The 26,285-nt window shown below is 70.5% G+C and carries 13 protein-coding genes; 4 read left to right on the forward strand and 9 right to left on the reverse strand.

Going from position 1 to position 26,285, the window contains the following annotated elements; genetic code table 11:
• Positions 1-37: 37 nt before the first annotated feature.
• The gene (gene cobN / locus AMK16_RS05880; protein ID WP_073909363.1) at positions 38-3,646 is read left to right on the forward strand and encodes a cobaltochelatase subunit CobN; all 3,609 of its coding nucleotides are present in this window, start codon (positions 38-40) and stop codon (positions 3,644-3,646) included.
• Between the two features lie 170 nt (positions 3,647-3,816).
• Here the strand turns inward: cobN and AMK16_RS05885 are convergent, their stop codons facing one another.
• Together AMK16_RS05885 and AMK16_RS05890 are read right to left on the reverse strand one after the other, a co-directional pair.
• On the reverse strand, positions 3,817-4,287 hold the full coding sequence (locus AMK16_RS05885) for a hypothetical protein (protein ID WP_143196797.1): 471 nt from the start codon (positions 4,285-4,287) through the stop codon (positions 3,817-3,819).
• A 97-nt stretch (positions 4,288-4,384) separates the two neighbouring features.
• Positions 4,385-10,174, reverse strand: a complete 5,790-nt coding sequence (locus tag AMK16_RS05890) for an RHS repeat domain-containing protein (protein WP_199885350.1) — start codon at positions 10,172-10,174, stop codon at positions 4,385-4,387.
• Between the two features lie 662 nt (positions 10,175-10,836).
• Between AMK16_RS05890 and AMK16_RS05895 the strand changes: the two genes are divergently transcribed.
• Positions 10,837-13,053, forward strand: coding sequence for a terpene synthase family protein (locus AMK16_RS05895; RefSeq protein ID WP_073909368.1), 2,217 nt, complete (start codon positions 10,837-10,839; stop codon positions 13,051-13,053).
• Positions 13,054-13,181: 128 nt separating this feature from the next.
• On the opposite strand, the gene AMK16_RS05900 is transcribed toward AMK16_RS05895, so the two are convergent.
• The 7 genes from AMK16_RS05900 to AMK16_RS05930 form a co-directional block, all read right to left on the reverse strand.
• Positions 13,182-14,414, reverse strand: a complete 1,233-nt coding sequence (locus AMK16_RS05900; RefSeq protein WP_073909370.1) for a GNAT family N-acetyltransferase — start codon at positions 14,412-14,414, stop codon at positions 13,182-13,184.
• A gap of 82 nt (positions 14,415-14,496) precedes the next feature.
• The gene (locus AMK16_RS05905) at positions 14,497-15,741 is read right to left on the reverse strand and encodes a YncE family protein (RefSeq protein WP_073909372.1); all 1,245 of its coding nucleotides are present in this window, start codon (positions 15,739-15,741) and stop codon (positions 14,497-14,499) included.
• A gap of 197 nt (positions 15,742-15,938) precedes the next feature.
• Entirely contained in the window at positions 15,939-17,090 is a 1,152-nt protein-coding gene (locus tag AMK16_RS05910; protein ID WP_073909375.1) for an XdhC family protein, read from the reverse strand.
• A gap of 71 nt (positions 17,091-17,161) precedes the next feature.
• The gene (locus AMK16_RS05915) at positions 17,162-18,625 is read right to left on the reverse strand and encodes an NCS2 family permease (RefSeq protein WP_073909378.1); all 1,464 of its coding nucleotides are present in this window, start codon (positions 18,623-18,625) and stop codon (positions 17,162-17,164) included.
• Positions 18,626-18,980: 355 nt separating this feature from the next.
• Positions 18,981-21,383, reverse strand: a complete 2,403-nt coding sequence (locus tag AMK16_RS05920; RefSeq protein WP_073909381.1) for a xanthine dehydrogenase family protein molybdopterin-binding subunit — start codon at positions 21,381-21,383, stop codon at positions 18,981-18,983.
• A 2-nt stretch (positions 21,384-21,385) separates the two neighbouring features.
• The gene (locus AMK16_RS05925; protein WP_073909383.1) at positions 21,386-21,991 is read right to left on the reverse strand and encodes a (2Fe-2S)-binding protein; all 606 of its coding nucleotides are present in this window, start codon (positions 21,989-21,991) and stop codon (positions 21,386-21,388) included.
• Between the two features lie 2 nt (positions 21,992-21,993).
• Positions 21,994-22,890 carry an FAD binding domain-containing protein gene (locus AMK16_RS05930; RefSeq protein ID WP_073909386.1) on the reverse strand — a complete coding sequence of 299 codons (897 nt, stop codon included), beginning with the start codon at positions 22,888-22,890 and terminating at the stop codon, positions 21,994-21,996.
• A gap of 254 nt (positions 22,891-23,144) precedes the next feature.
• On the opposite strand from AMK16_RS05930, the gene AMK16_RS05935 reads away from it, so the two are divergent.
• Both AMK16_RS05935 and AMK16_RS05940 read left to right on the forward strand, forming a co-directional pair.
• Entirely contained in the window at positions 23,145-24,824 is a 1,680-nt protein-coding gene (locus tag AMK16_RS05935; RefSeq protein WP_073909389.1) for a PucR family transcriptional regulator, read from the forward strand.
• 181 nt (positions 24,825-25,005) lie between these two features.
• Entirely contained in the window at positions 25,006-25,806 is an 801-nt protein-coding gene (locus AMK16_RS05940) for a hypothetical protein (RefSeq protein WP_199885378.1), read from the forward strand.
• Positions 25,807-26,285: the final 479 nt, after the last annotated feature.

Here is a 26,285-nt window from a genome sequence, read left to right on the forward strand (position 1 = left end):
CCGGGGCGCGGAAACCCCGAGGAAGGCCTGCCGCCGCATGATCCTGCTGCTGTCGACGTCCGACACCGATCTGCTCAGCGCCCGCGCCGCGGACGGCCCCGTCCCGTACCGGTTCGCAAACCCCTCCCGTCTTCCCCTCGACGACCTCCCGGGCCTCCTCGACGGCGTCGACCTGGTCGTCGTACGCCTCCTCGGGGGCCTGCGCGCCTGGCAGGAGGGCCTCGACCTGCTGCTGGCCCCCGGCCAGACCCGTCCGGTCGTGGTCCTGACCGGCGAACAGGCTCCGGACGCCCAGCTGATGGAAGCCTCCACGGTGCCCATCGGCATCGCGGCCGAGGCCCACGGCTACCTCGCGCACGGCGGCCCCGCCAACCTCGACCAGCTGGCCCGCTTCCTGTCCGACACGGTCCTGCTGACCGGCCACGGCTTCGAGCCGCCCGCCGCCGCCCCCACCTGGGGCCCGCTGGAGCGCACCGCGCAGCGGACGGACGGCCCCCGGATCGCCGTGCTCTACTACCGCGCCCACCAGATGAGCGGCAACACCGCCTTCGTGCACGCCCTGTGCGAGGCCGTCGAGGCCCACGGCGCGCAGGCCCTCCCGCTCTACGTGTCCTCCCTGCGCACGCCCGAACCGGAGCTGCTGGCCCGCCTGGAGGGCGTCGACGCCGTCGTCACCACCGTGCTCGCGGCCGGCGGCACCAAGCCGGCCACCGCCTCCGCGGGCGGGGACGACGAGTCCTGGGACGCGGGCGCGCTCGCCTCGCTCGGCGTGCCGATCCTCCAGGCCCTGTGCCTGACCGGTTCGCGCAGCACCTGGGAGGAGAACGACGAGGGCCTCTCCCCCCTCGACGCCGCCACCCAGGTCGCCGTGCCCGAGTTCGACGGCCGCCTGATCACCGTCCCGTTCTCCTTCAAGGAGTTCGACGAGGACGGACTGCCCGCCTACGTGGCCGACCCCGAGCGGGCCGCCCGGGTGGCGGGCATCGCGGTGCGCCACGCCCGCCTGCGCCACATCGAGCGCCGCGACAAGAAGCTCGCCCTGGTCCTCTCGGCCTACCCCACCAAGCACTCCCGCATCGGCAACGCGGTGGGCCTGGACACCCCCGCCAGCGCCGTCGAGCTGCTGCGCACCCTCATCGCCGCGGGTTACGACTTCGGTCCGGTGGAGGAGATCCCCGGCCTGGTCTCCGGTGACGGCGACGAGCTGATCCGCGCCCTGATCGAGGCCGGCGGACACGACCAGGACTGGCTCACCGAGGAGCAGCTCGCGCGCAACCCCGTCCGGATCCCGGCCGCCGACTACCGCCGCTGGTTCGCCGAGCTCCCCGCCGAACTGCGCGAGAGCGTGGAGCGGCACTGGGGCCAGGCCCCGGGCAACATGTTCGTGGACCGGTCGGCGAATCCCGAGGGCGACATCGTGCTGGCCGCCCTGCGCCGCGGGAACCTGCTGATCCTGATCCAGCCCCCGCGCGGCTTCGGCGAGAACCCGATCGCGATCTACCACGACCCGGACCTGCCGCCCTCGCACCACTACCTGGCCGCGTACCGCTGGATCCAGGCCCGCGCCGAGGACGGCGGCTTCGGCGCCGACGCGATGATCCACCTGGGCAAGCACGGCAACTTGGAGTGGCTGCCGGGCAAGAACGCGGGCCTGTCCGCGGCCTGCGCGCCCGACGCCGCGCTCGGCGACCTGCCGCTGATCTACCCGTTCCTGGTCAACGACCCGGGCGAGGGCACGCAGGCCAAGCGCCGCGTGCACGCCACGCTCGTCGACCACCTGGTGCCGCCGATGGCCCGCGCGGAGTCGTACGGGGACATCGCGCGTCTGGAGCAGCACCTCGACGAGTACGCCCAGATCTCCGCGATGGACCCGGCGAAGCTTCCGGCCATCCGCGCACAGATCTGGACCCTGATCCAGGCGGCGAAGCTCGACCACGACCTCGGTCTCGAAGAGCGCCCGGACGACGACGGGTTCGACGACTTCCTGCTGCACGTCGACGGCTGGCTGTGCGAGGTCAAGGACGCGCAGATCCGCGACGGCCTGCACGTGCTCGGCGGCGCCCCCACGGGTGCCGCCCGGGTGAACCTGGTCCTCGCCATCCTGCGCGCCCGCCAGATCTGGGGCGGTACGACGGCGCTCCCGGGTCTGCGCGAGGCACTGGGCCTGGACGAGTCGGCGGCCACCCGCACCTCGGCGGACGCCGTGGAGGAAGCGGCCCGCGCCCTGGTGCAGGCGATGGAGGACGCCGACTGGTCCCCGCAGGCCGTCGCCGAGGTGGCCGCCGGGCAGCCGGCGGAGGTCGCCGCGGTGCTGGACTTCGCGGCGCGCGAAGTGGTGCCGCGGCTGGCGGGCACGGTCGACGAGATCGCCCATGTCGTCAGAGCCCTGGACGGCGGCTTCGTCCCGGCCGGCCCGTCCGGCTCCCCGCTGCGCGGCCTGGTCAACGTCCTGCCGACGGGCCGCAACTTCTACTCGGTCGACCCCAAGGCCGTCCCCTCGCGCCTCGCGTGGGAGACCGGCCAGGCCCTCGCCGAGTCGCTGCTGACCCGCTACCGCACGGACAACGGCGACTGGCCCGCCTCCGTCGGCCTGTCCCTGTGGGGCACCAGCGCGATGCGCACCTCGGGCGACGACGTGGCGGAAGCCCTCTCCCTGCTGGGCATCCGCCCGGTGTGGGACGAGGCATCGCGCCGCGTCACCGGGCTGGAGCCGGTCCCGCTCGCGGAGCTGGGCCGACCCCGCATCGACGTCACCCTGCGCATCTCGGGCTTCTTCCGCGACGCCTTCCCGCACGTGATCGGCCTGCTGGACGACGCGGTGCGGCTCGCGGCCTCGCTGGACGAGCCGGCCGAGCAGAACTTCGTCCGGGCCCACGCCCAGGCGGATCTGGCCGAGCACGGTGACGAGCGGCGCGCGACCACCCGTATCTTCGGCTCGCGCCCGGGCACGTACGGGGCGGGCATCCTCCAGCTGATCGACTCCCGTGACTGGCGTACGGACGCCGACCTCGCGGAGGTCTACACGGTGTGGGGCGGCTACGCCTACGGCCGCGGCCTGGAGGGCCGTCCGGCGCGCGCGGAGATGGAGACCGCCTACAAGCGGATCACCGTCGCGGCGAAGAACACGGACACCCGTGAGCACGACATCGCCGACTCGGACGACTACTTCCAGTACCACGGCGGCATGGTGGCCACGGTGCGCGCCCTGCGCGGCACGGCGCCGGAGGCGTACATCGGCGACTCCACCCGCCCGGAGACGGTCAAGACCCGCACCCTGGTGGAGGAGACCTCACGCGTCTTCCGCGCCCGGGTCGTGAACCCGAAGTGGATCGAGGCGATGCGCCGCCACGGCTACAAGGGCGCCTTCGAGCTGGCGGCGACGGTCGACTACCTCTTCGGCTACGACGCCACGACGGGCGTGGTCGCGGACTGGATGTACGACAAGCTGACGGAGACGTACGTCCTGGACCCGGAGAACCGCGCCTTCCTGGAGGAGGCCAACCCCTGGGCCCTTCACGGCATCGCGGAGCGCCTCCTGGAGGCCGAGTCCCGCGGCATGTGGGAAAAGCCGGACCCCCAGATCCTCGAAGCCCTGCGCCAGGTGTACCTGGACACGGAGGGCAACCTGGAGGGCGAGGCGGAGTAGATAGCAGGATTGAAACGATGCAGGCCCTGCCCCGATTCCCGGGCAGGGCCTGCTTGGTTCGCCGTCAGCTCATGGAGATGGCGGATGTTTCAGGATCTTCATCGAGCCGATCCGCCCCGGAGCCCCCAGGGCGGTCCGGCGGGTAGTACCCGCCGGACCGCTCCTCGTGATCACTGGCCGGTCAGTGCCACGATCAAGCAGAGGACGAAGAAGGCCGTAGAGGCGAATTCCGGCGCGAAGCTGGACCGCTGATGTCGCAGCGGGTCTCCCGACCCGCCGGACGAGGAATCTCTCATGACTTCCATGTCAGCCAAGAGCCGCGTCCTTGCTGCTTCCCCATCCCGGGTCTTCTGAAAGGCCCTCGGGTAAAACTTCTCACCTGCGTGAGCCGCTCCATTCACCAGGCAAAGCTGATAGCCGAGAATGGATTTCTGCCATTTAATCCCAGAAATGTCCGACCATGGAATCCAGGTCGTGCGATACGGCTCGCGAACGACTAGGTGACCCTTCTTCGCGAGCAATCCGGGCGAGAAATAGTAACGCCACGCGAAGCATGCGAAGAAGGGGGAGAGCATCAAAGTCAGGGCCAGCGGAGTGTACGTGTCGTGCGGTGAGCTGATGGCCTCGATGATGACGATCACCGGAAGAGCCTGGGAGACGCCGGAAAAGATGAGACCTTTCAGGAGATGAGTCCTCGATCTCTTCATCATCGCCCCCTCCCCCTGAACTCCAAGGTGCTCACGATCGAATCAACCACACTTTGTGCAAGTCTGGCCCCCGTGAAGGCGAGCGCCAGTCCCGCCACGCCCCCTGCGAGCCCGAGGCTCTGTTAGGTACAGCCCCGGCTCCGCTGGAGCAGGACCCGCACGCGTCCTTCTGCTCCCCATAGTGCTTCTGGCGGTAATAGTCGGGGGAGAGGGTTCCGCCGTTGGATTCCACGATCTCCTCGTAGCGGTTGCCATACTCGTACGGGTCGTTGCCGTTGTGGCACTTGTCCATGCCGCTGGCGCACTCTTCGAGTTGCTTGCCGGTGGGGTCCCAGAACGTGAAGGGGTTCTGGTTCGAGTACGTGTAGCCGTGGAGCTGTTGCGAGTCCTTGAGGTCCATGACCGGGTCGACGGAGATGAACCGCCCGGTCAGGGGATCGTACTCGCGGGCGCCGAGGTGGGTGAGACCGCTGTCGATGTCCTTGGTGCCCCCGACGAAGCCCTTGTCGCCGGCCCAGGCGGTCGGCTGGGTGCCGCGGATCTCACCGAACAGGCCGGTCTTACGGCGGGTCACCGCCTGGGTCGCGTCCGCGGTGATCTGGGTGGTGCCGGTGCCATGGTGGTCGGTGAGGGTGAAGGTGAGCTTGCCGCCCTCGCGCATGGCGACGCCGTCGTAGTAGCGGGTGCCAGTGACCTTTCCGGTCTTGTCCAGGTGGAGTTCGTTCCCACCGGGCAGGTAGAGCGTGGTGCTCTTGGTGTCCTTGCGGAGCAAGCGCTGGCCGGCGGCGTCGTAGACGAAGGAGTTGCTGGAGGTGCCCTGGGTCAGGGTCTTCAGGTGTCCTTCGACGTCCCAGTCGAGGTACTGGGTTTCACCGGTGCCGCTCTTGCGGGTCTTGGTGTTGCCGCTCTCGTCGTAGGTGAAGGTCTCGTCATGGACGTTGGTGCCGCTCTGCGTGACCTTGGTCAGGTCGTGCTTGCCGGCGGTCGGCGGGGCGTAGGTGCGGATGGTGTCGGCGGTCGGGCCCGAGGCCGTCTTGTGCTTGGTCTCGGTCTTGCGGTTGCCGACCGCGTCGTAGGTGTACGTCGTCCAGTACGGGTCCTCACCACCGATGACCGAAGCCGACGGCGAGCTCGCGCAGGCCTCGCCCTTGTTGGTCCAGGCCTCGGTGATGCGGCGCAGTGCGTCAATGCGGACGCACTGGGTGTCGGTGGTGCGTGCGGCGTCCTGGCCGTACGCGGTGGCGATGGATGTGAGGTTGCCCGCGGGGTCGTTGCTGTACTTGGTGTCCTCGATCCGCTGGGGTGCGAGGTCGCGGTCGGTGTAGGCGCGGCTGATCGCACCAGTGTGCTCGTCGTACTCGGTCGAGCGGTACAGGCGCTGACCGAGGGCACCGAGTTCCTGGCGGGTGCTGCGGCCGTAGTGGTCGTAGGTCATCGCCGAGACGAGGCGGCTGCTGCCTGCGGCCATGTTGTTGAGCAGGCCCGACACCGACTTGTAGGTGCTGCCGACCGTCTCCGCAGGCAGGTCGCCCATGGCCGGCTGCTTGGTCGTCAGGATCTGACCGGTGATGTTGTAGGTGTTCGTCCACTGGTAGGTGCCGGCCAGCGCCCCGGTGTCCGGGGTGGAGGGGATGGTGACCTTGGTGGTGAGGGGCTGGTAGAGGTTGTTGTAGGCGAGGACCTCGGACTCGTACGCCTTGCCGTCCACGTAGCGCGTGGACTTCGCCACCTGGCCCTTGGCGACCGTGTCGTAGACCTGCGCGATGAGCACGGTCGCGCCCTGCTTGACGGTGGTAGGGCGGCCGAGGTCGTCGTAGTCGGTGTGCAGCGTGATACCGCGGGCGTCGGTGATGTCCGTGGTGCGGTCACCGGCGTCGTAGGTGACCTTCATGACGCCCTTGTCCGAGTCGTTCGACTCGACCTGGCGGCCGCGGACGTCGTAGGTGGCTGTCCACTTCGCATTGCCCGGGTCGGTGACCTGGGCGAGCTGGCCGAGCTTGTTGTAGCCGTACAGCGTCGACTGTGAAGTCGTGCGGGCGGCGTTGGTGTACTGCTTGCTTTCGACGGTGCGGCCCAGCGCGTCGACGACCGTGGTCGTCGCTGTCCCGCCCTGGGGCGGGATCACCGTGGTGGTGTCACCTGTGTAGCTGGTGGTGGCGCGCTTGGTCTCGGTGCCGAACTTCTTGGAGATCACTGCGGTCGGCCGTCCGGCACCGTCGAAGACGGTGTCGGTCGAGGCGGGGTATGCGGTCTCCGTACCCGTCACCAGATCAGGTGAGGGCGCGCCGTCGGCGTAGTAGGTGCCGGAGCTGCGCCAGGCCAGGCCGCGGGTGTCGTAGAACGTCTCCGTGACCAGACGCCCGGACAGGTCGGGCGACTGCGTCTGCGTCTGGCGCTCGCGCAGCAGACCGTCCTGGATGGAGTAGACGGTGGAGTACTTGTAGTCGTGCGTCAGGGACTTGGAGGTGACGACGTTCGGGCCGTCGTTGCGGACCGTGTAGTCGAACACGCGGCTGGGCGCGTTCGGGTTCGCCTCGACCGTCCAGTTCGGGAACCAGACCTTGGTCATACGCCCGAGGGCGTCGTACGCCGTGGTGGTGACCTTGCCGTTGGCGTCGGTCACCTTCGTCGGCAGCCCACGCAGCGGGTCCACCTCGGAAGTGGTGGTGTGCGCGAGCGTGTTCGTCACGACCATGGACGTCGGGACCTCGCCCGTGGCCGGGGTGTAGGCGGTCGTGCTGACCTTGTTGTAGGCGTCGGTGCCGGCCAGGGCTCGGCCGTAGACGTCGTAGCAAAGCTGGTTCTTGGCGGCGCCGCAGGTCGACGGCACGGTGGAGACGACGTCGTACCCGTCGCCCTTGCCGTTGATCTTCTCGTTCTTCGTCACCAGGCCCGAACCGGGAACGGTGCCGAGCGCGCCGTTGTCGAAGTAGGTACGGACGTCGGAGATGACGTCGGACGGTCGGCTGACGGGTGAGCCGCATGTCGCGGCCACGGCCTCGACGCGGCTTTGCTTGTTCAGGATCCAGCTCGTGGTGTTGCGGGCGTACGTGGTCGTGGTGCAGGCCTCGTCACCCGTCTTGGCGGTGTCGCCCGTCGAGGACTCCCAGTCGACCATTCCGTACTCGTCGAAGTGGCGGCTGGCCTCGGTCGTGCGCGTACCGCCGGTGACGGTGGTTCGAGTGGCCTCCTTCTCCGTTCCCGTCTTGTACGAGACGAGGTCGGGCAGGCCCGAACGGACCCGCTTGGCCACGGGATCCGAGCGCCAGGGCGTGTTGGACTTGGCGCTGATCAGTTTGGTGGTGTCGTCGCCCTCGTAGGTGGCCGACTCACGGACCATGCCGGCGAACTCGGGTCGGTCGGTGACCGCGACACCTGCGGAGTCCTTGACGTCCTTGCCGTCCAGGCCCCGGAAGTAGCGGTTCGCGGAGAGCGTCTTGGCGTCACTCGCGGCGCCGGTGCGCGTCTGCACGAGCTCATAGCCGCGGGCGACGGAGTGCACTCGGTCCTCGGGCTTGGTGAACTCGCTGGTGTCCTTGTCCCAGGCTGCCGCGCCGAGGTAGGCGTATGAGGTCACCTTGTCCGGGGTGGAGGCTATGTTGTCGCCCTCCACGATCTGGGTCACCACGTAGCTGTTGAACCAGTCGACCTTCGACGTGTCGCCCTCCGCTGCCCACTTGACGGGGTAGCAGCGGGTCGTGTTCGTCCCGTCCGGCTGCGGCAGGGTCGTAGGGGTACAGTCGGGCTGGGAGTAGGTGACTCCGATGGTGCCGCCGCTCTCGGTGTTCACCTGGGACACCCGCAGCCGGATGTACGGCGCGAGACCGTCACCGGTGGCGTCCACCCGGTTCGGGCGCTGCTCACCGCTGAAGCTGACCGGGGGAAGCGGGGTGTCCGTGGCGGCGCCCGCCCTGCCGGTGCGGGTGATGGACTTCAGCCACATGGGGGTGGAGGTGCCGTCGCCGGCCGGCGGGAAGTTCTGGTCCAGGGTCCAGGAGTCGACGTCCTGATAGGCGCCGCCGGTGAGGACCTTGGTGTTGATGCCGGTCAGGCGCTTGCGCGACCAGAAGGTGGGCGAGTACTGGCCCTTGCACTCGGCGGACCCGTCCTTGCAGAACAAGTCATACGGGGTGTCCGGCCAGTTCTTCGCGTTCGTCTCGTCGAAGGTCCCACACGCGGTCAGGCAGCGCTCGGAGACGTCGAAGGTGACCTGGCCCATGGCCTTGGCCGTGTAGACCGAGTCCGAGCGCAGGCCGTAGTCGATGTGGTCGAGCCAGCCGCCGCGGACGTACGGGGTGACCGTGGACTTGCCGGTGGTCTCCGACACGTTGCGGCCGTAGTTGTTGGTCTCGGTCTTCCAGTAGTACGCCATGGCGCTGCCGCCGGGAGCGACCACGTAGTCCATCTGCCAGCGCCACGCCTGCCGGCACCAGGCCGACGCGAACGAGGCCTTGTAGCAGGGCTCGCCCGCCTGGTTGCCGAAGACCGGGACCGTCCACGCGGAATTCGTCGCCGGCGTCGACGCGTCCTTCCAGCCCGGCAGGCGGTTCAGGCCGAAGAAGTACTGCATGCCGTCGGTCGTGGTGATCTTCCAGTGCTCACCGTCATTGTCGCCGTTGTTGGCGCCGGTCAGCTTCTCGACCTTCTCACCCGAGTCGGACGCCGGGTGCCAGCCCTTGCCCGCCTCGAAGACCAGCTCGGTCGACTTGCCGCCCAGCGAGAGCGTCGCGTTGTCGTTGAACCAGCACTGGTCACCCACCTTGGTGGTGTTGGTGCCGCCGGTCTTGTCGTCGTTGCACGCCTTGTACTTGCGCTCGATGAAGCCGGGCTCCCAGTTCCAGCCGTCGCCGATCCACGAAGCCTGGCTGTTCGACGCGCTCGTCCGGCCGTCAACCGACTGCGAGCTGTAGCTCAGTCCGATCTGCGGGGCCTGCCCGCCGGGCACATCGGGAGTGCTGATGCCGTAGGTCCAGGAGAAGGCGCCGGTCGAGCCGCCGGAAGTCCAGGAGCCCGACGGCTGCAGAGACGTTGCCTTGTAGTCACCCGTCGGGCCGGAGTCACCCGCCGTCGCCGCGAGGACGGTCGCACCGCCGCTCGCGGCTGCGGCCGCCGGGGCCGCCTGCCCGCCCGCCGCCTCCGCCGCGACGCCAGGCGGCGTGACCTGCGCGGACAGCTTGCCCGCGTGCGTGTCGTTGCGCGTCTGCAGCGGCTTCTGCGTACGGCACTCCGCGCGCTCCGGCGTCGTCAGTGCACAGGCCGGAAGCTCCACCAGGTGCAGGCGGGTCGCGTAGTCGCCGCCGTAGGCCCCCCGGAAGGAGTTGTAGTCCACCTCGACCTGCGCCGAAGCGGACTGCGCGGAACCGTCGGAGCGGCCCACCGACAGCAGTACGCCGTCGATGCCGGCCTTGCGCGCCGCGTCCTTGCCGGCGACGGAGACCTTCACCTTGGACGGCGCCTCGGCCGCCTTGCCCGGAGCCGCGTACACCGCGACCGGGAACTTGCCCGCCTGCTGCGAGCCCGAACCGACGGCCGGAACCTGCGCCGCACCGGCGAGGAACGACTTCGAGACCGGGCCCGAAGCCGGAGCCAGGTCCACCTCCGCCGAACCCGCGGCCGGCCAGGAGACCTTCGGAGCCTTCCACGGCGTCGCCGCGTCACCGGCCTTCTTCGCGCCGCCCGCAGGGACCGGCTTGACCGGTACCGCCTTCGGCTGCTCGAGCTCCGGCAGCGAAGCCCGTGGTTTGCTGTCCGCTACGGCAACCGCGCCGGGCAGCATGCCTGAGAGGACCGCTGCGGCCAATGCTGCAGAAAGCCCTCGCATGCGAAATCTTCTCACACCCCACCCCATGTTTCTCAGCAGAATTACCGGCGCAGACTAACAGGGCGAATTCCCCTATCTCACACACCATCACCTGCGCGGATACGACCAAGGGGATCTAGCGGATCAAATGGGGCGGCGCGCATAAAGTGTCCATAAAAAGCGCAGGTTAGCATGCTTGCAGGCGCGCACTCAGAGTAGAGTCACCGGGCGCACTCCGACACTTGCGGTTTGCGTGAGAAGAAATAAGGGCCTCTCCGGCGCTCGGGATGGGCGAGGGGGGTTGCGGTTCATTTCCTTGGTCCTCATAAACGGAATTACTGCTACCGGTTTGGTGGTAATACAACCGTCGTCCACTGCTGCTGCCGCGACCGATCCCGTCGCCGAGGGCTCCATGAGTCCGGCTGACTTCGCACTCGCCAAGGCCAAGGCGTCGGCAGTCAGCATCACCTTCTCCGGCGGCGGCACCGCACCCCTGTCATGCGCCTCAGCCAGCGCCCTTACCCCGCGTCAGGGCCCGCCGCCACGGAACGACACCTCCGTCACCTGAAGCAGTGAACTCCGCCTTACCCCAACGGCACCACGGGTAGGGCACTGCTGATCTCGTGCGGGGGGGCCGCAGCCAAGGGCCCCCCGCACCCTCGGACGGAAAGGCCGACCCCGCCGTGACGCAGCCGTTTCAACTGCCGGATTTCTACGTGCCCTATCCGGCACGACTGAATCCCCACCTGGAGGACGCGAGGGTCCACACCAAGGGATGGGCCCGCGCACTCGGGATGCTGGAGGGTTCCGGTGTGTGGGAAGAACGCGACCTCGACTCCCACGACTACGCGCTGCTGTGCGCCTACACCCACCCCGACTGCGACAGCGAAGCGCTGTCGCTGGTCACCGACTGGTACGTCTGGGTCTTCTTCTTCGACGACCACTTCCTGGAGATGTACAAGCGCTCGCAGGACCGCGACGGCGCCAAGGAGTACCTCGACCGGCTCGCCGCCTTCATGCCGATGGACCTGGCCGACGGCTTTCCCGAGGCGACCAACCCGGTCGAGGCCGGGCTGGCGGACCTGTGGGCCCGGACCGTCCCGGCGATGTCCGGTGACTGGAGGGAACGGTTCGCCCAATCCACGAGGAACCTCCTCAACGAATCCATGTGGGAACTGGCCAACATCAACATCGGGCGCGTGTCGAACCCGCTCGAATACATCGAGATGCGCCGCAAGGTGGGCGGCGCCCCCTGGTCGGCCGGCCTGATCGAGTACGTCTCCGCCGAGGTACCGGCCCGCGTCGCGCACGCGCGACCGCTCGCCGTGCTGCGCGACGCCTTCTCCGACGCCGTGCACATCAGGAACGACATCTTCTCCTACGAGCGCGAGGTCGCCGACGAGGGTGAGCTCTCCAACGCCATCCTGGTCCTGGAGACCTTCCTGGGCTGCTCCACCCAGGAGGCCGCCGAGGCGTCCAACGACCTGCTCACCTCCCGACTCCAGCAGTTCGAGCACACCGCGCTCGCCGAACTGCCGCAGCTCTTCGCCGACCACGCCATGGACCCGGCCGAGATCGCCGCCGTCCTCGCCTACGCCAAGGGCCTCCAGGACTGGCAGTCGGGCGGCCACGAGTGGCACATGGTCTCCAGCCGCTACATGAACAAGGAGGCCCGGGCCACCGCCCCCCTCACCCTCCCCTTCCTCCCGGCCGGCCTCGGCACCTCTGCGCTCGATCTGCGGTCCGTCTTCGCGCAGCGCTCGATGGGGCTGCGCCGCCGCTCCTTCACGCACGTCCCCTTCGAGAAGACCGGCCCCTCCGTCATCCCCGACATCTACATGCCCCATCAGCTCAGCCTCAGCCCGCACCTGGCGCACGCACGCGAGGAGTCGGTGGCGTGGGCCCGGCGGACGGGCCTGCTGGATCCGCAGCCGGGCGATCCCGGCTCGGGCATCTGGAACGAGCAGAAGCTGCGCGGCTACGACTTCGCCCTCTGCTCCGCAGGCCTCGACCCCGACGCCACACCCGAGCAGCTGACCCTGAACGCCTCCTGGCTGACCTGGGGCACCTACGGTGACGACTACTACCCCGTGGTCTTCGCCCAGGCCAAGAACCTGCCCGCGGCCAAGGCCACCACGGCGCGCCTGGTGGCCATGATCCCCGTCGACCACGCCGACCAGCCGGAACCCCTGACCGCCATGGAACGCGGCCTGGGCGACCTGTGGGTGCGCACGAGCGCCGGCATGTCCACGGAGCAGCGGACCGAATTCCGGGCCACGCTGGTGGACATGCTGGAGAGCTGGCTGTGGGAGGTGGACAACCAGATCCAGAACCGCATCCCGGACCCGGTCGACTACGCGGAGATGCGACGGCGCACCTTCGGCACCTACCTGACGATGTACCTGTGCCGGCTCGGGCACCAGGGCCGGGGCATCCCGCCGGAGATCTACTCCTCGGGCACCATCCGGTCGCTGGAGAACGCGGTCGCGGACGCGGCGTGCCTGATCAACGACGTCTTCTCCTACCAGAAGGAGGTGGAGGTCGAGGGGGAGGTCCACAACTACATTCTGGTCACGCGGAACTTCTTCGACATCGGCTACCCGGAGGCACTGCACATCTGCCACGCGCTGATGACGCAGCGCACCGAGGAGTTCGAGCACATCGTGGCCCACCAGCTGCCGCTCCTCTACGACGACTGGAAACTGAGCGGGGAGGCGCGCGGCGCGCTGGACGCGTACGTCGGCGAACTGAAGGACTGGCACGCCGGCATCCTCAACTGGCACCGGAAGATCCGCCGTTACCGCCCCGAGGACCTGCACGGACTGCCCGACGCCCTGTCCACGGGCGTCCGGGACCCGGGCTTCGGCAGGTCGGCCACCCGGATCGCCCTGCCCTCCTGACCCGGGGGCGGGGCCGGTCCGCTCGCCCGGCCCCGCCACCGCCACCGCCACCGCCACCGCCCGCCCGCCCCCGCCCTCACCCCCGGTGCCGCCCGCCCCGGCCGGCCGGGCGGGCGGCGGGCGGCGCGTCAGAACTCGTCGGCGGTGTGCGCCAGCACATCGGTCCGCAGGGCCGCGTCCAGCGCCGCCGCGGAGCCGGCGGTACGTTCGGCGACCAGCCCGGCGGCGACCAGCTCGGTCATCCGGGTCCCGCCCAGGTAACAGGCGGCCAGTTCGCGCACGTCCATGGCCAGGTCCGCGGGGGACACGGTGGGCTCGTACGCGGCCCCGCCCGGCCCCGCCTTCAGCCGGAACCGCCCGGCGTTCGCGGGCAGCCACGCGTCGGTCAGCTCCAGGACCACTTCCACCGCGGCGGCCCACGCGCGGCCGGTCAGTGCCGCCCGTACGTCGACCAGGCGCAGCCACAGCGCGGGGAACTGCGCGGTGACCCGTACCTGGTCCCGGTCGGCGGCGAAGTGCAGGAGCGGGTCGTCGGCCGGGCGGCCCCACGCGCAGACCCGGCCGGTGAGGTCCAGGGAGGCGAGGCACCCCCACAGGGCGGCGGCGACCGCGGGGGTCTCGGCCTCCAGCTCGTCCACCCGGACCAGCCCGGGGGTGCGCAGGGGTCCGGCGTCGTCCTCCGGTTTGGTGCGGTAGAGGACGTACCCGGCGATCGGCCGGCCCGGGTCACCCAGGACGATGATCCGGGGAGGGCTCAACTCCGCGTCCTCCTCGTCCTGTTCGGCCAGCCATTCCTCGGCCCAGCGCTCCGGGCTCCGGGTGGGGCGGCCCGCCCGTACGGCGCGGGCGGCCTCGTGGAAGGGACCGATCACGGCGAGGGCCTCATCCGCGCCGACCAGGCGCAGCGGGCGCGGGTCCGGGGCGATGCGCAGGGGCAGCGGCCGGGTGGAGTCGATCTCGATGGTGACGCCGGTGGTGGCGCCGCCGTAGCCGAAGCGGCCGTAGATGGCGGCCTCGGAGGCCCAGAGGGCCGCGAGGGGGCTGCCGGCCGCCGCCGCGCGCCGCAGCTGTTCGGTCATCAGCGCGGTGAGCACGCCGCGGCGGCGGTGGGTGGGGGCGACGGAGACGAAGGTGAGCCCCGGGCAGGGCAGGTCCGCGCCCGGGACCGAGAGCCGGAAGTCGTGCGCCGCCATGAAGCCGACCAGCAGGTCCCCGTCGTAGGCGCCGAGGCGTCCGCAGCGTGACAGCAGGGCGCGGTGCCTTTCGCGGACCTCCTTCTCGGGCCTGTCGTGGAAGACCAGGTACGCGAGTTCCAGAGCGCGGTCGATGTCGGCCTCGGCTACCTCACGGATGTGCAGCATGATCGCGAGACTAATCGGTCATCGGGGACCGGTCACCCCATATACCTCGTACTGGCCAGGGTGACCGGTTCCCGTGGCCGCCCTACCGGGCGGCGGGGCCGCTCCAGCCCGCCGGGACGTGCCCGATCCGGACCCGCTGCGGGTGGTCCCCCACGGGGACGGAGACCCGCTTGGTGCCGGTGGCGAAGTCGATGGCCGTGACCTGGTCGGCGCCGCTCTCGGAGATCACGCAGCCCGTGCCGTCGCCGTCGACGGTGGCCCAGTACGGCTTGACGGCGGGTACGAGCGGCCCTTCGGTGAGGGTGGCCCGGTCCACGACGGTGGCGTAGTCGTCCATGGTGCCCGCGATGCAGAGCTTGCTGCCGTCCGGGCTCATGGACATGCCGTGGTGGCGGGAGTCGTTGACCCACGTGGTGCGGTCGGCGCTGGTGGCCGGGTTCTGCGGGAGGGTCTTGAGACGGGTGATCCGGTCGGTGGCCACGTCGTACTCGAGGAAGCCGCCCAGGAACGACACCTGGAAGTAGAGCTTCGACTCGTCCGGGCTGAAGGAGACGGGGCGCACGGCGTCGGAGAGGTCCGGGCGGCCGAAGGCGTCCAGCCGCTCCCGCATGTCGATGATCTTGACGGTGCGGAAGGTCTGGGCGTCGACCACGGTGATCTTGCGGTCGCCCTTCGTCCAGTCGAGCCAGGGGGCGTCAAGAGCGGAGGTCACGTCCCCGATGGAGCTGTTCCACAGGTAGCGGCCGTCCCGGCTGAAGGTGTTCTCGTGGGGCTTGTCGCCGGTGGGGAATGAGCCGATCTGGCGTCCGGTGGCGATGTCGAGGACGTGCACGGTGTTGGCGGTGGAGGCCGACACCGCCACCCGGGTGCCGTCCGGGGAGACGGCCATGTGGTCGGCGCGGTAACCGGCCACGGGGAAGCGCCAGTTGATCCGTCCCGTGCGCAGGTCGACGGAGACGACATCGGCGAAACTGGGCCGGGAGGCGACGAGGGCCGATCCGTCGGGGGTGGTGTACAGGTCGTCGACGAACTGGTCGTGGCCCTCGCCGGCGGTTTCCCGGATGCCGAGGAAGAAGCCCAGCTTGATCGGGTTGAGGTAGATCTCCCGGAGCCGTTCCGCCTTGTCGGGGACGACGTTGATCCGGCCGACCTTGGCGAGGCCGCCGGTGGAGGCGAGGACGTCGGCGGTCCCCTCCCAGTTGTTGCCGACGAAGAGCACTTCGCGCAGTCCGTCGCCGGGCGCTGCGGCGGCCGGTGAGACGGCGGCCAGCAGGGTGGCCGCGGCCAGCACGCCGAGGGTGCGCAGGGTGCGGAGGGTACGTGACATCCGTTCAACTCCGTTGTGGGGAAGGGATGGAGAGGGTGCCTCCTGTTACCGGCCGGTAAAATAGGCGGAACGCCGAAAGGACGCAACCCCCTTGGGGCGCGCCCTTTTCCACGTCCTGCTTCCGCGTCCACCGCGGCTGAGCCTCGAAACCCTTGGAACCCCTGAAACCCTTCAGCCTCGGCAACTCGGCAACCTCTTCAAGCGACGGAGCCGATCCGGCTCACGACCGTGTGCGCGGCGTCGGGGTGGATCGGCCGGTGCGCGCCGGTCAGTGCGGCCCCGGTGCCGCCGCGGCGGTTGGCCACGATCTCGGCGGCGATGGACAACGCGGTCTCCTCGGGCGAGCGGGCGCCCAGGTCCAGGCCGATCGGCGAGCGCAGCCGGGCCAGTTCCAGCTCGGTCACGCCCACCTGGCGCAGCCGCTCGTTGCGGTCCTCGTGCGTGCGGCGGGAGCCCATGGCGCCGACGTAGGCGACGGGGAGCCGCAGGGCCAGTTCGAGGAGCGGGACGTCGAACTTGGCGTCGTGGGTGAGCACGCACAGGACGGTCCGTCCGTCCACGCCGGTGGTCTCCAGGTAGCGGTGCGGCCAGTCGACGACGATCTCGTCGGCCTCGGGGAAGCGGGTCGCCGTCGCGAAGACGGGCCGCGCGTCGCACAGGGTCACTCGGTAGCCGAGGAACTTCCCGATGCGCACGAGGGCGGAGGCGAAGTCGATGGCACCGAAGACGATCATCCGCGGCGGCGGCACGCTGGACTCCACGAGCACCTTGAGGGGCTCCCCGCACAGCCGCCCGTCGGCGCCGATCTCCAGCACGCCGGTCCGGCCGGCGTCGAGCATGGCGCGGGCCTCCTGCGCGATGGTGCGGTCCAGCTCGGGGTGTCCGCCGAAACCGCCCTGGGGGGCGCCGTCGGTACGGACGAGCACGGCCCTGCCCATCAGCCCGGCGGGGCCCTCGGCGATGCGCGCCACCGCGGCGGCCTCACCGCGGGCGGCGGCGGCCACAGCGGCCGCGACCACCTCCCGTACGGCGGATCCCACGGCCACCGGGGTCACCAGGATGTCGATGATCCCGCCGCAGGTCAGGCCCACGGCGAAGGCATCGTCATCGCTGTACCCGAAGCGCTCCCGGACGCTCTCGCCGTCCTTCAGCGCCTGCCGGCACAGCTCGTACACCGCGCCCTCCACGCATCCGCCGGAAACCGAGCCGATGGCCGTGCCCTCGCTGTCGACCGCGAGGGCCGCTCCGGGCTGCCGGGGCGCGCTCCCGCCGACCGCCACCACGGTGGCGACGGCGAAGTCACGTCCCTGCTCGACCCACCGGTTCAGTTCTTCGGCGATGTCCAGCATGGGGGCCTCCTCGGAGGGTTCGGTTCCAGTATCGGATGCGTGGAGGGGTCAGGTGCGGATCACGTCCGCACCTACTTGACGCCGAGCCATCCCTCGATGGGGTGGAGGGCGAAGTAGACCAGGAAGATGCCGGCCAGCACCCACATGAAGGCACCGACCTCGCGGGCCTTGCCCTGCGCGGCCTTGATGGCCACGTAGGAGATGACACCGGCGGCGACACCGGCGGTGATCTGGTAGGTGAACGGCATGATCACGACGGTCAGGAAGACCGGGATCGAGGTGGCGCTGTCGGCCCAGTCCACGTGGCGGGCGTTCTGCATCATCATCGCGCCGATGACGACCAGGGCCGCGGAGGCGACCTCGCCGGGGACGATCTGGGTGATCGGGGTGAAGAAGAGGCAGGCGGCGAAGAACAGGCCGGTGACGACGGAGGCGAGACCGGTACGGGCCCCCTCGCCGACGCCGGTCGCGGACTCGACGAACACGGTCTGGCCGGAGCCGCCCGCGAGGCCGCCGATGGCGCCGCCGGCGCCGTCGATGAACAGCGCCTTGGACAGGCCCGGCATGCGGCCCTTGTCGTCGGCGAGCTTGGCCTCGGTGCCGACGCCGATGATGGTGGCCATCGCGTCGAAGAAGCCGGCGAGCACCAGCGTGAAGACGATCATGCCGACGGTCATGACACCGACGTCGCCCCAGCCGCCGAACTCGACCTTGCCGAAGAGCGAGAAGTCGGGCATCGAGATGGCGGAGCCGGAGAGCTCCGGCGGGCCGTTCCGCCACGCCTTCGGGTCGATGTCCGCGACAGCGTTGAGGCTGGCCGCGAGGACGGTGCCGCCGACGATGCCGATCAGGATCGCGCCGGGGATCCTGCGTGCCTGGAGCATGAAGATGGCGAGCAGGGTGACGCAGAACAGCAGGACGGGCCAGCCCGCGAGCTCACCGGCGGCGCCGAGCGTCACGGGAGGAGCGAACTCCCCGCCGTTGCCGACGAAGCCGGCCTTGACCAGGCCGATGAGGGCGACGAACAGGCCGATGCCCATGGTGATCGCGTGCTTGAGCGCGAGGGGAATCGCGTTCATGATCATCTCGCGGAGGCCGGTGACGACCAGGAGACAGATCACGACCCCGTACATGACGCACATGCCCATGGCCTGCGGCCAGGTCATCTGGGGCGCCACCTGTGAGGACAGCACACCCGAGACGGACAGTCCGGCCGCGAGGGCGAGCGGCACCTTGCCGACGAAGCCCATCAGGAGGGTGGTCAGGGCGGCGGCGAAGGCCGTGGCCGTGATCAGCGCCTTCTGGCTCATGGTGTCTCCGGCGACGTCCTTGCCGGAGAGGATCAGCGGGTTGAGCAGCAGGATGTACGCCATGGCCATGAAGGTCGTGACGCCGCCACGAACCTCGTTGCCGACATTGGATCCTCTGTGTGTGATGTGAAAGTACCGGTCGAGCCAAGAACGCCCGGCGGGTGTGCGAGAGCCGTCGCCGGCCTCTTCCGCGGTGGTCTTGGGCTCCACAGACGACTGGGTCATGGTGCCTAACTCCCAAGGTTCAAAGGGGCACCCGCATGAAGATTGGAGACGCGGGATTTGGGAAACTCCGTTGGCTGCACGACCCGGGGTGACGGCCCGAGGCGAAGCGAAATGTTCACTGCGTGTACTGCGGGTTCTGCGGGTTCTGCGTGAACTGCGGTCCTGCGGGTGGCGCGGTGGTGACCGCTGGAACTACGGGGGTGTGTGCAGGGGTGCTGCCGGGTGAAGCGGACCGCGAGCGGTGCGGTCCTTCGTGTACTCCGGGCGGTGCCTGTGAAGTGTGACGTTCCCATGTCGCACCGCCCGGAGAGTTCGAGGGGGTCCGGGCGCCGGACGGCCCCCGGAGCGTGCCGTCCTAGAGGGTGCCGGTGAGGGCTTCCGGGCGGATCGGCGTCTTGGTGATGTCCAGGCCGGTCGCCTGGCGGATCGCCGCGAGGACGGCCGGGGTGGAGGAGAGGGTCGGGGCCTCGCCCATTCCGCGCAGGCCGTAGGGGGCCTTCGGGTCGGCGAGCTCCAGGACGTCGACCGGGATGGTCGGGGTGTCGAGGATGGTCGGGATCAGGTAGTCCGTGAAGGAGGGGTTGCGCACCTTCGCGGTCTTCGGGTCCACGATGATCTCTTCCATGATCGCGACGCCCAGGCCCTGGGTGGTGCCGCCCTGGATCTGGCCGACCACGGAGAGCATGTTCAGGGCCTTGCCGACGTCCTGCGCGGTCGCCAGCTCGACGACCTTGACCAGGCCGAGCTCGGTGTCCACCTCGACGACCGCGCGGTGCGCGGCGAAGGTGTACTGGACGTGCCCGTTGCCCTGGCCGGTGACCAGGTCGAAGGGGACCGTCGGGTGGTGGCGGTACTCCAGTTCGAGGTCGATGGCCTCGTCCCCGAGGACCTCGGCGATGTCCGCGAGGACCTCGCCGCCGTCGGTGACGATCTTCCCGCTTTCGAGGAGCAGCTCGGCGGTGGCCCAGGCCGGGTGGTACGAGCCGTTCTTGCGGCGGCCGATCTCCAGCAGGGCCTCGCGGACCGCCTCACAGGTGTTCTTCACCGCGCCACCGGTCATGTACGTCTGCCGGGAGGCGGAGGTGGAACCGGCGGAGCCGACCTGGGTGTCGGCCGGGTGGATGGTCACCTGGGTGACGCCCAGCTCGGTCCGGGCGATCTGCGCGTGGACGGTGATGCCGCCCTGGCCGACCTCCGCCATGGCGGTGTGGACCATCGCGACGGGCTCGCCGTTGATGACCTCAAGGCGCACCCGGGCGGTCGAGTAGTCGTCGAAGCCCTCGGAGAAGCCGACGTTCTTGATGCCGACCGCGTAGCCGACGCCGCGCACCACGCCCTCGCCGTGGGTGGTGTTGGAGAGGCCGCCGGGCAGCGCGCGGACGTCCGGGCCCTCGCCGGCCGTCTCCCACTGGCGCTCCGGCGGCAGCGGGCGGGCCTTGACCCGGCGCAGCAGTTCGGCGACGGGCGCGGGGGCGTCCACGACCTGGCCGGTGGGCATGACCGTGCCCATCTCCATGGCGTTCAGCTGGCGGAACTCGACCGGGTCCATGCCCAGCTTCGCCGCGAGCTTGTCCATCTGGGCCTCGTAGGCGAAGCAGGCCTGGACGGCGCCGAAGCCGCGCATCGCGCCACAGGGCGGGTTGTTCGTGTAGAGCGCGATCGCCTCGATGTCCACGTCCTCCAGGACGTAGGGACCGACCGACAGGGACGAGGCGTTGCCGACGACGGCCGGGGAGGCCGAGGCGTAGGCGCCGCCGTCGAGGACGATTCTGCACTTCATGTGCGTGAGCTTGCCGTCCTTGGTGGCGCCGTGCTCGTAGTGGAGCTTCGCCGGGTGACGGTGCACGTGGCCGAAGAAGGACTCGAACCGGTTGTAGACGATCTTGACCGGCTTGTTCGTGGCCAGCGCCAGGAGGCACGCGTGGATCTGCATCGAGATGTCCTCGCGGCCGCCGAAGGCACCGCCGACGCCGGACAGCGTCATGCGGACCTTCTCCTCGGGCAGGCCGAGGACGGGGGCGATCTGCTTGAGGTCCGAGTGCAGCCACTGGGTGGCGACGTACAGCTCGACGCCGCCGTCATCGCAGGGCACGGCCAGGCCGGACTCGGGGCCGAGGAAGGCCTGGTCCTGCATGCCGAAGGTGTACTCGCCCTCGACGATGACGTCGGCCCTCTTGCGGGCCTCTTCCACGTTGCCGCGGATGATGGGCTGGCGGTGCACGATGTTCGGGTGCGGGACGTGACCGATGTGGTGGTCGGTGCGGCCCTCATGGATCAGCGGGGCGCCCTCGGCGAGCGCGGAGGCCTCGTCCGTGACGAGCGGCAGCTCACGGTAGTCGATCTTGATCTTGGCGGCCGCGCGCCGGGCGGTCTCCGGGTGGTCGGCGGCGACCAGGGCGACCGGCTCGCCGTGGTGGCGCACCCGGCCGTTGGCGAGGACCGGGGTGTCCTGGATCTCCAGGCCGTAGTTCTTCATCTCGGCCGGCAGGTCGTCGTAGGTCAGCACCGAGTAGACGCCGGGCATGGCGAGCGCCTCGGAGATGTCGATGGACGCGATCTCGGCGTGGGCGACGGTGCTGCGCAGGGTCTGGCCCCACAGCATGTCCTCGTGCCACATGTCCGAGGAGTACGCGAACTCACCGGTGACCTTGAGCGTGCCGTCCGGGCGGAGCGTCGACTCGCCGATGCCGCCCTTGTTGTGCTTCTGGCTGACGCTGGTCGGCGCGCCGGCGGGCACGGTGCGGGTGTTCTGAGCCATGGTCAGACCGCCTCTGACTGACGGGCGGCCGCGAGGCGGACCGCGTCGAGGATCTTCTCGTAACCCGTGCAGCGGCAGAGGTTGCCGGACAGGGCCTCACGGATGTCCTGGTCGGACGGGGAGGCGTTCTCCTCCAGCAGCGCGTCGGCCTGGACCAGGAGGCCGGGGGTGCAAAAACCGCACTGCACGGCGCCGGCGTCGATGAACGCCTGCTGGATGGTGGAGAGTTCGACGCCCTCACCGGTCTGGGAGTCACCGGGCTTGGCCGTCCAGCGCTTGGCCTCGTCGATGGTGACGCCCTTGGCGCCGCAGCCGCCGCCGGTGCCACAGGCCCCGCCGTGGCCGTGCTCCTCGCGCTGCTTGGCGAAGTCCGCCAGGCCCTCGACGGTCACGACGTCGCGACCCTCGACCTGACCGGCGGCCACCAGACACGAACAGACCGGCACGCCGTCGAGACGGACGGTGCAGGAACCGCACTCGCCCTGCTCACAGGCGTTCTTCGAACCGGGCAGACCCAGGCGCTCGCGCAGGACGTACAGGAGGGACTCGCCCTCCCACACGTCGTCCGCTTCCTGCTGACGGCCGTTGACGGTGAAATTGACGCGCATGTTTACGCAGCCCCTTCAAGCGAGCGGCCGTGGCCGGTACCGCGGTACTGCTCCCAGGTCCAGACGAGCTGGCGGCGAGCCATGATGCCGACCGCGTGACGGCGGTACTTCGCCGTGCCGCGGACGTCGTCGATCGGGTTGGCCGCGCCGGAGGCGAGGTCACCGAACTGCTTGGCGATCGACGGGGTGACGACCTTGCCGGACTCCCAGAAGCCGCCCTCTTCGAGGGCGGCGTTCAGGAACTCCTCGGCGGCCTTCGCGCGGATCGGGGTCGGCGCGGCCGAGCCGATGCCGGTACGGACCGTGCGGGTCTGCGGGTGCAGCGCCAGGCCGAAGGCGCAGACGGCGATGACCATCGCGTTGCGGGAGCCGACCTTGGAGTACTGCTGGGGGCCGTCCGCCTTCTTCACGTGGACGGTCTTGATGAGCTCGTCGGCGGCGAGCGCGTTGCGCTTCACGCCGGTGTAGAACTCGTCGATCGGGATCAGGCGGGAGCCGCGTACGGACTCCACCTCGACCTCGGCGCCCGCCGCGAGCAGCGCGGGGTGGGAGTCACCGGCCGGCGAGGCGCAGCCGAGGTTGCCGCCGACGCCTCCGCGGTTGCGGATCTGCGGGGACGCGACCGTGTGCGAGGCGAGCGCGAGACCGGGCAGCTCCGTGCGGAGGTTCTCCATGATCTGCGTGTAGGGGACGGAGGCGCCGAGACGGACCACGTCCTCGCCGACCTCCCACTCCCGCAGCAGACCGATGCGGTTCAGGTCCAGGAGGTACTCCGGCCGGCGGTGGTCGAAGTTGATCTCGACCATCACGTCGGTGCCACCCGCAATCGGCACAGCTGAGGGGAACTCGGCCTTAGCGGCGAGCGCCTCCTCCCAGCTGGCGGGGCGAAGGAAGTCCATGAGCGGCTCTCTTCTTCTTCATCGTGTCGTTCACTTCAAGCCAGGAGGCCCAGTGGCCTTCGACTGGTCGTTCACGTGCTGTTAACGCGGTGTGGAGTCAGTACACAAGCCGCGCGTCCCCCGGGTGCAGTCACCGAAACCATGAAGGAGTTGGCTGGCGGCCTCCCTCGTCTTGTAGATTCGTATGAAAGGCAGGATGCAACGACCTGCCCGATTTCCAACGGCAACATTCGAGACAGATCGGCGGCGACATCATGCGGCTGCGCGCACTGCTGGAGACCGAGGCGCTGGGGCTGCGGCTGCTGGGCGGCGAGGACGAACTCGACCGGACGGTCCGCGGGGTCATGACGACCGACCTGCGTGATCCCAGCCGATACCTCTCCGGGGGCGAACTCGTCCTCACCGGCCTGGCCTGGCGGCGGAATTCGGCCGACTCCGAGCCGTTCGTACGAATCCTCGCGAGCGCCGGTGTGGCGGGGCTCGCGGCGGGTGAGGCGGAGCTCGGGGACGTGCCGGACGATCTGGTATCGGCCTGCCGGCGCAACCGGCTGCCGTTGTTCGCCGTCAACGAAGACGTTGCATTCGCCACGATCACCGAGTACGTGGTGCGCCAGGTCTCGGGGGAGCGCGCCGGGGACCTGGCGGCCGTGGTCGACCGCCACCGCCGCCTGATGACGTCGGGCCCGGCCGGTGGCGGACCCGACGTGGTGCTGGATCTGCTCACCACGGACCTCGATCTCCGGGCCTGGGTGCTGTCCCCCACGGGCCGGCAGATCGCCGGGGCGGGCGAGCCGCTGGCACCAGGCGTGTGCGCAGCGCTGGCGAGTGAGCACCTCGCCGCGGTCCGGACGGGCCGCAGGGGCCCGCACCGGATCTCCCTCCAGGGTATTACCTACTCGCTCTTCCCGATCAGGGGACACGGGCGCGGCGCGGCCGGTCCGGCCGCCCGTGACGTCCGCGAGAGCGTGCTGTCGGACTGGCTGCTGGCCGTCGAGGCGGACGCCGGGGACTGGCCCGCCGAGCGGCTCGACCTGCTCCAGGGCGTCACCCAGCTCATCGCGGTGGAACGGGAGCGGCGCGACGCCGCCCGCACCGTGCGCCGCCGCCTCGCACAAGAAGTCCTCGAACTGGTCCAGACGGGTGCCCCGCCGGCGGAGATCGCCGCCCGCCTGCGGGTCGCGGCCCCGGTACTGCTGCCCGGACTGGGCGCGGCACCCCACTGGCAGGTCGTGGTGGCGCGGGTGGACTGGGACGGCGGGGACATCCCCGGCGGCCCGGTGGCCCAGTCGCTGCTGGAGGAGATCCTCGTCGACCCGTCCGTCTCGGGGCCCGAACCGTCGGACCGGATCGCCGTCGCCCACGCCGGGGGCGAGGCCATCGCCCTGGTGCCGCTGCCCGCACCGGCCGGGGAGGACGGGGAGGACAAGGGCCCCGACTCCGCCCTGCACGCCGACGTGCTGCTGACGGCCGTACGCGACCCGCTCCAGGCCGGTCTGGCCGACGACGGCCGGCTCACGCTGGGCGTCAGCGCGGCGGTGCACTCCGCGGAGGGACTGCGCGGCGCGCTGGAGGAGGCCCGGCACGCCCGCCGCGTCGCCGCGGCCCGCCCGGGCCGGGTCTGCGCGGCGGGCCACCACGAACTGGCCTCGCACGTGCTGCTGCTGCCGTTCGTGCCGGACGACGTGCGCCGCGCCTTCACGGCCCGGCTGCTGGACCCGCTGCGGGACTACGACCGGCGCCACCGCGCCGAGCTCATCCCGACGCTGGAGGCATTCCTGGACTGCGACGGTTCCTGGACCCGTTGCGCGACGCGGCTGCACCTGCACGTCAACACGCTGCGCTACCGGGTCGGACGAATCGAGCAGTTGACGGGACGTGACCTGTCCCGGCTGGAGGACAAGCTCGACTTCTTCCTGGCACTGCGCATGAGCTGAGCGGATCCGCCCCCGCGGCCGCCCCCCGCCGGCCGGCGGCGGCTGATGATCCGTCCGGACTTTGTGAAAGAGTTCACCCGACCCCTTGGCCGGAGCCGTGGATCCGTGCTCTCATTTCGCCCCAGGGCTCAACGATGTGCTGCTTGGTTGCTTCGGGGAGGGCAATGTGGCGGACACCGCCATGTCGGGTGCCGGATCTACCGGGGGAGACGACCCCCTCCAGCGGGCGATATGGCGGCTGCGCTCGCGCGGCTGTTGGACCGACGCGGCGGCGCTGCTGACCCCACGGGTCGGCGCGGCCGGTGACGCCGGGGCCGCCGTGCAGCGGACCGCGCTGCTGGTGGAACGGTGCCTCTTCACGGGGCAGGGCTGGTCCGAGGCCGAGGACGCGCTGCGGATCGCCGAGGCCGTCGCCAGGGAGGACGACGAGCGGGGAGCGGCCGCGTGCGAGCGGGGACAGCTGGCGTACGCCGCCACCGTGCTCGGCGTGCGCGACCGGTCCGACGAAGCGCGCTCCGCGCTGGGCCGGGCCGCGGCGCTGCTGTCGCCGGGGTCCCGGACCCGGCCGCTGCTGGACTTCCGGCGCGGGCTGGTGGCGGAGCACCTGGCCGACGCGCCGCAGGCGGCCCGTCCGGCGTACCGCCGGGCCCACGAGGGGGCGGTGGCCCACGGGGACACGCTCCTGCAGTCCTTCACCTGGCGGCACCTGGCCGCGCTGGCGCTGCGGGACGGCGAGGTGGCGGAGGCCCGCAAGGGCTTCGCGGAGTCCCTGCGGATCCGGGAGGACCTGGGCTTCCTGATCGGCACGGCCCCGGCCCTGGCGGCCCTGGCCGAAGCCGAACCGGAACCGGAGGCGGCCCGCCTCCGCGCGGAGGCCCGCCGCCTGTTCCACCTCCTGGGCGGCATCCCCACCTGGCTGGCAGACCAACTCCACCCCACCCCCACCTCAGCCCCAGCCCCAGCCCCAGCCCCGGCAACCTGACCCCCCACCCGCACCTGCCCAACCCCGCCACCCCGGGAGGCACGGAGCCGGGGCACACCCAGCCCCGCCGGCGCTTGAGGCGTGGAGCCCGGGGTAACCCAGCCCCGCCGGCGTTTGAGGCGCGGGGCCCGGTCACACCCAGCCCCGCCCCCCTGGAGGCGCGGAGCCCGGGGCAATCCAGCCTCGCCGGCGCTTGAGGCGCGGGGTCCGGGGCGGAGCCCCGGCGGCGGCGCCGCGCCCGCGCCTCGCTCCATGCCTCCCCGGCGCCCCATGCGCGAAGCCCACCCATGCAGCCCCGCCCCCCGGAAGCGCAGGACCCGGGCACACCCGGCCCCGCCTGCGCTTGAGGCGCGGGGCCCGGGGCGGAGCCCCGGCGGCGGCGCCGCGCCCGCGCCTCGCTCCTCTGCCTTACCGGCTGCCTCCCCGACGCCCCATGCGTAAGGCCCACCCATGCAGCTCCGGCACCCGGAAGCGCAGGA

The sequence above is a fragment of the Streptomyces sp. CB00455 genome (assembly GCF_001905445.1).
GTDB lineage: Bacteria > Actinomycetota > Actinomycetes > Streptomycetales > Streptomycetaceae > Streptomyces.

Excerpts from the sequence above, each read along its gene's own strand:
- AMK16_RS05930 (WP_073909386.1), bottom strand. The coding sequence starts at position 22,890 with ATGGACTTCCTTCGCCCCGCCAGCTGGGAGGAGGCGCTCGCCGCTAAG.
- AMK16_RS05920 (WP_073909381.1), bottom strand. The coding sequence starts at position 21,383 with ATGGCTCAGAACACCCGCACCGTGCCCGCCGGCGCGCCGACCAGCGTC.
- AMK16_RS05890 (WP_199885350.1), bottom strand. The coding sequence starts at position 10,174 with ATGCGAGGGCTTTCTGCAGCATTGGCCGCAGCGGTCCTCTCAGGCATG.
- AMK16_RS05925 (WP_073909383.1), bottom strand. The coding sequence starts at position 21,991 with ATGCGCGTCAATTTCACCGTCAACGGCCGTCAGCAGGAAGCGGACGAC.
- AMK16_RS05940 (WP_199885378.1), top strand. The coding sequence starts at position 25,006 with ATGTCGGGTGCCGGATCTACCGGGGGAGACGACCCCCTCCAGCGGGCG.
- AMK16_RS05915 (WP_073909378.1), bottom strand. The coding sequence starts at position 18,625 with ATGACCCAGTCGTCTGTGGAGCCCAAGACCACCGCGGAAGAGGCCGGC.
- AMK16_RS05905 (WP_073909372.1), bottom strand. The coding sequence starts at position 15,741 with ATGTCACGTACCCTCCGCACCCTGCGCACCCTCGGCGTGCTGGCCGCG.
- AMK16_RS05935 (WP_073909389.1), top strand. The coding sequence starts at position 23,145 with ATGCGGCTGCGCGCACTGCTGGAGACCGAGGCGCTGGGGCTGCGGCTG.
- cobN (WP_073909363.1), top strand. The coding sequence starts at position 38 with ATGATCCTGCTGCTGTCGACGTCCGACACCGATCTGCTCAGCGCCCGC.
- AMK16_RS05900 (WP_073909370.1), bottom strand. The coding sequence starts at position 14,414 with ATGCTGCACATCCGTGAGGTAGCCGAGGCCGACATCGACCGCGCTCTG.
- AMK16_RS05910 (WP_073909375.1), bottom strand. The coding sequence starts at position 17,090 with ATGCTGGACATCGCCGAAGAACTGAACCGGTGGGTCGAGCAGGGACGT.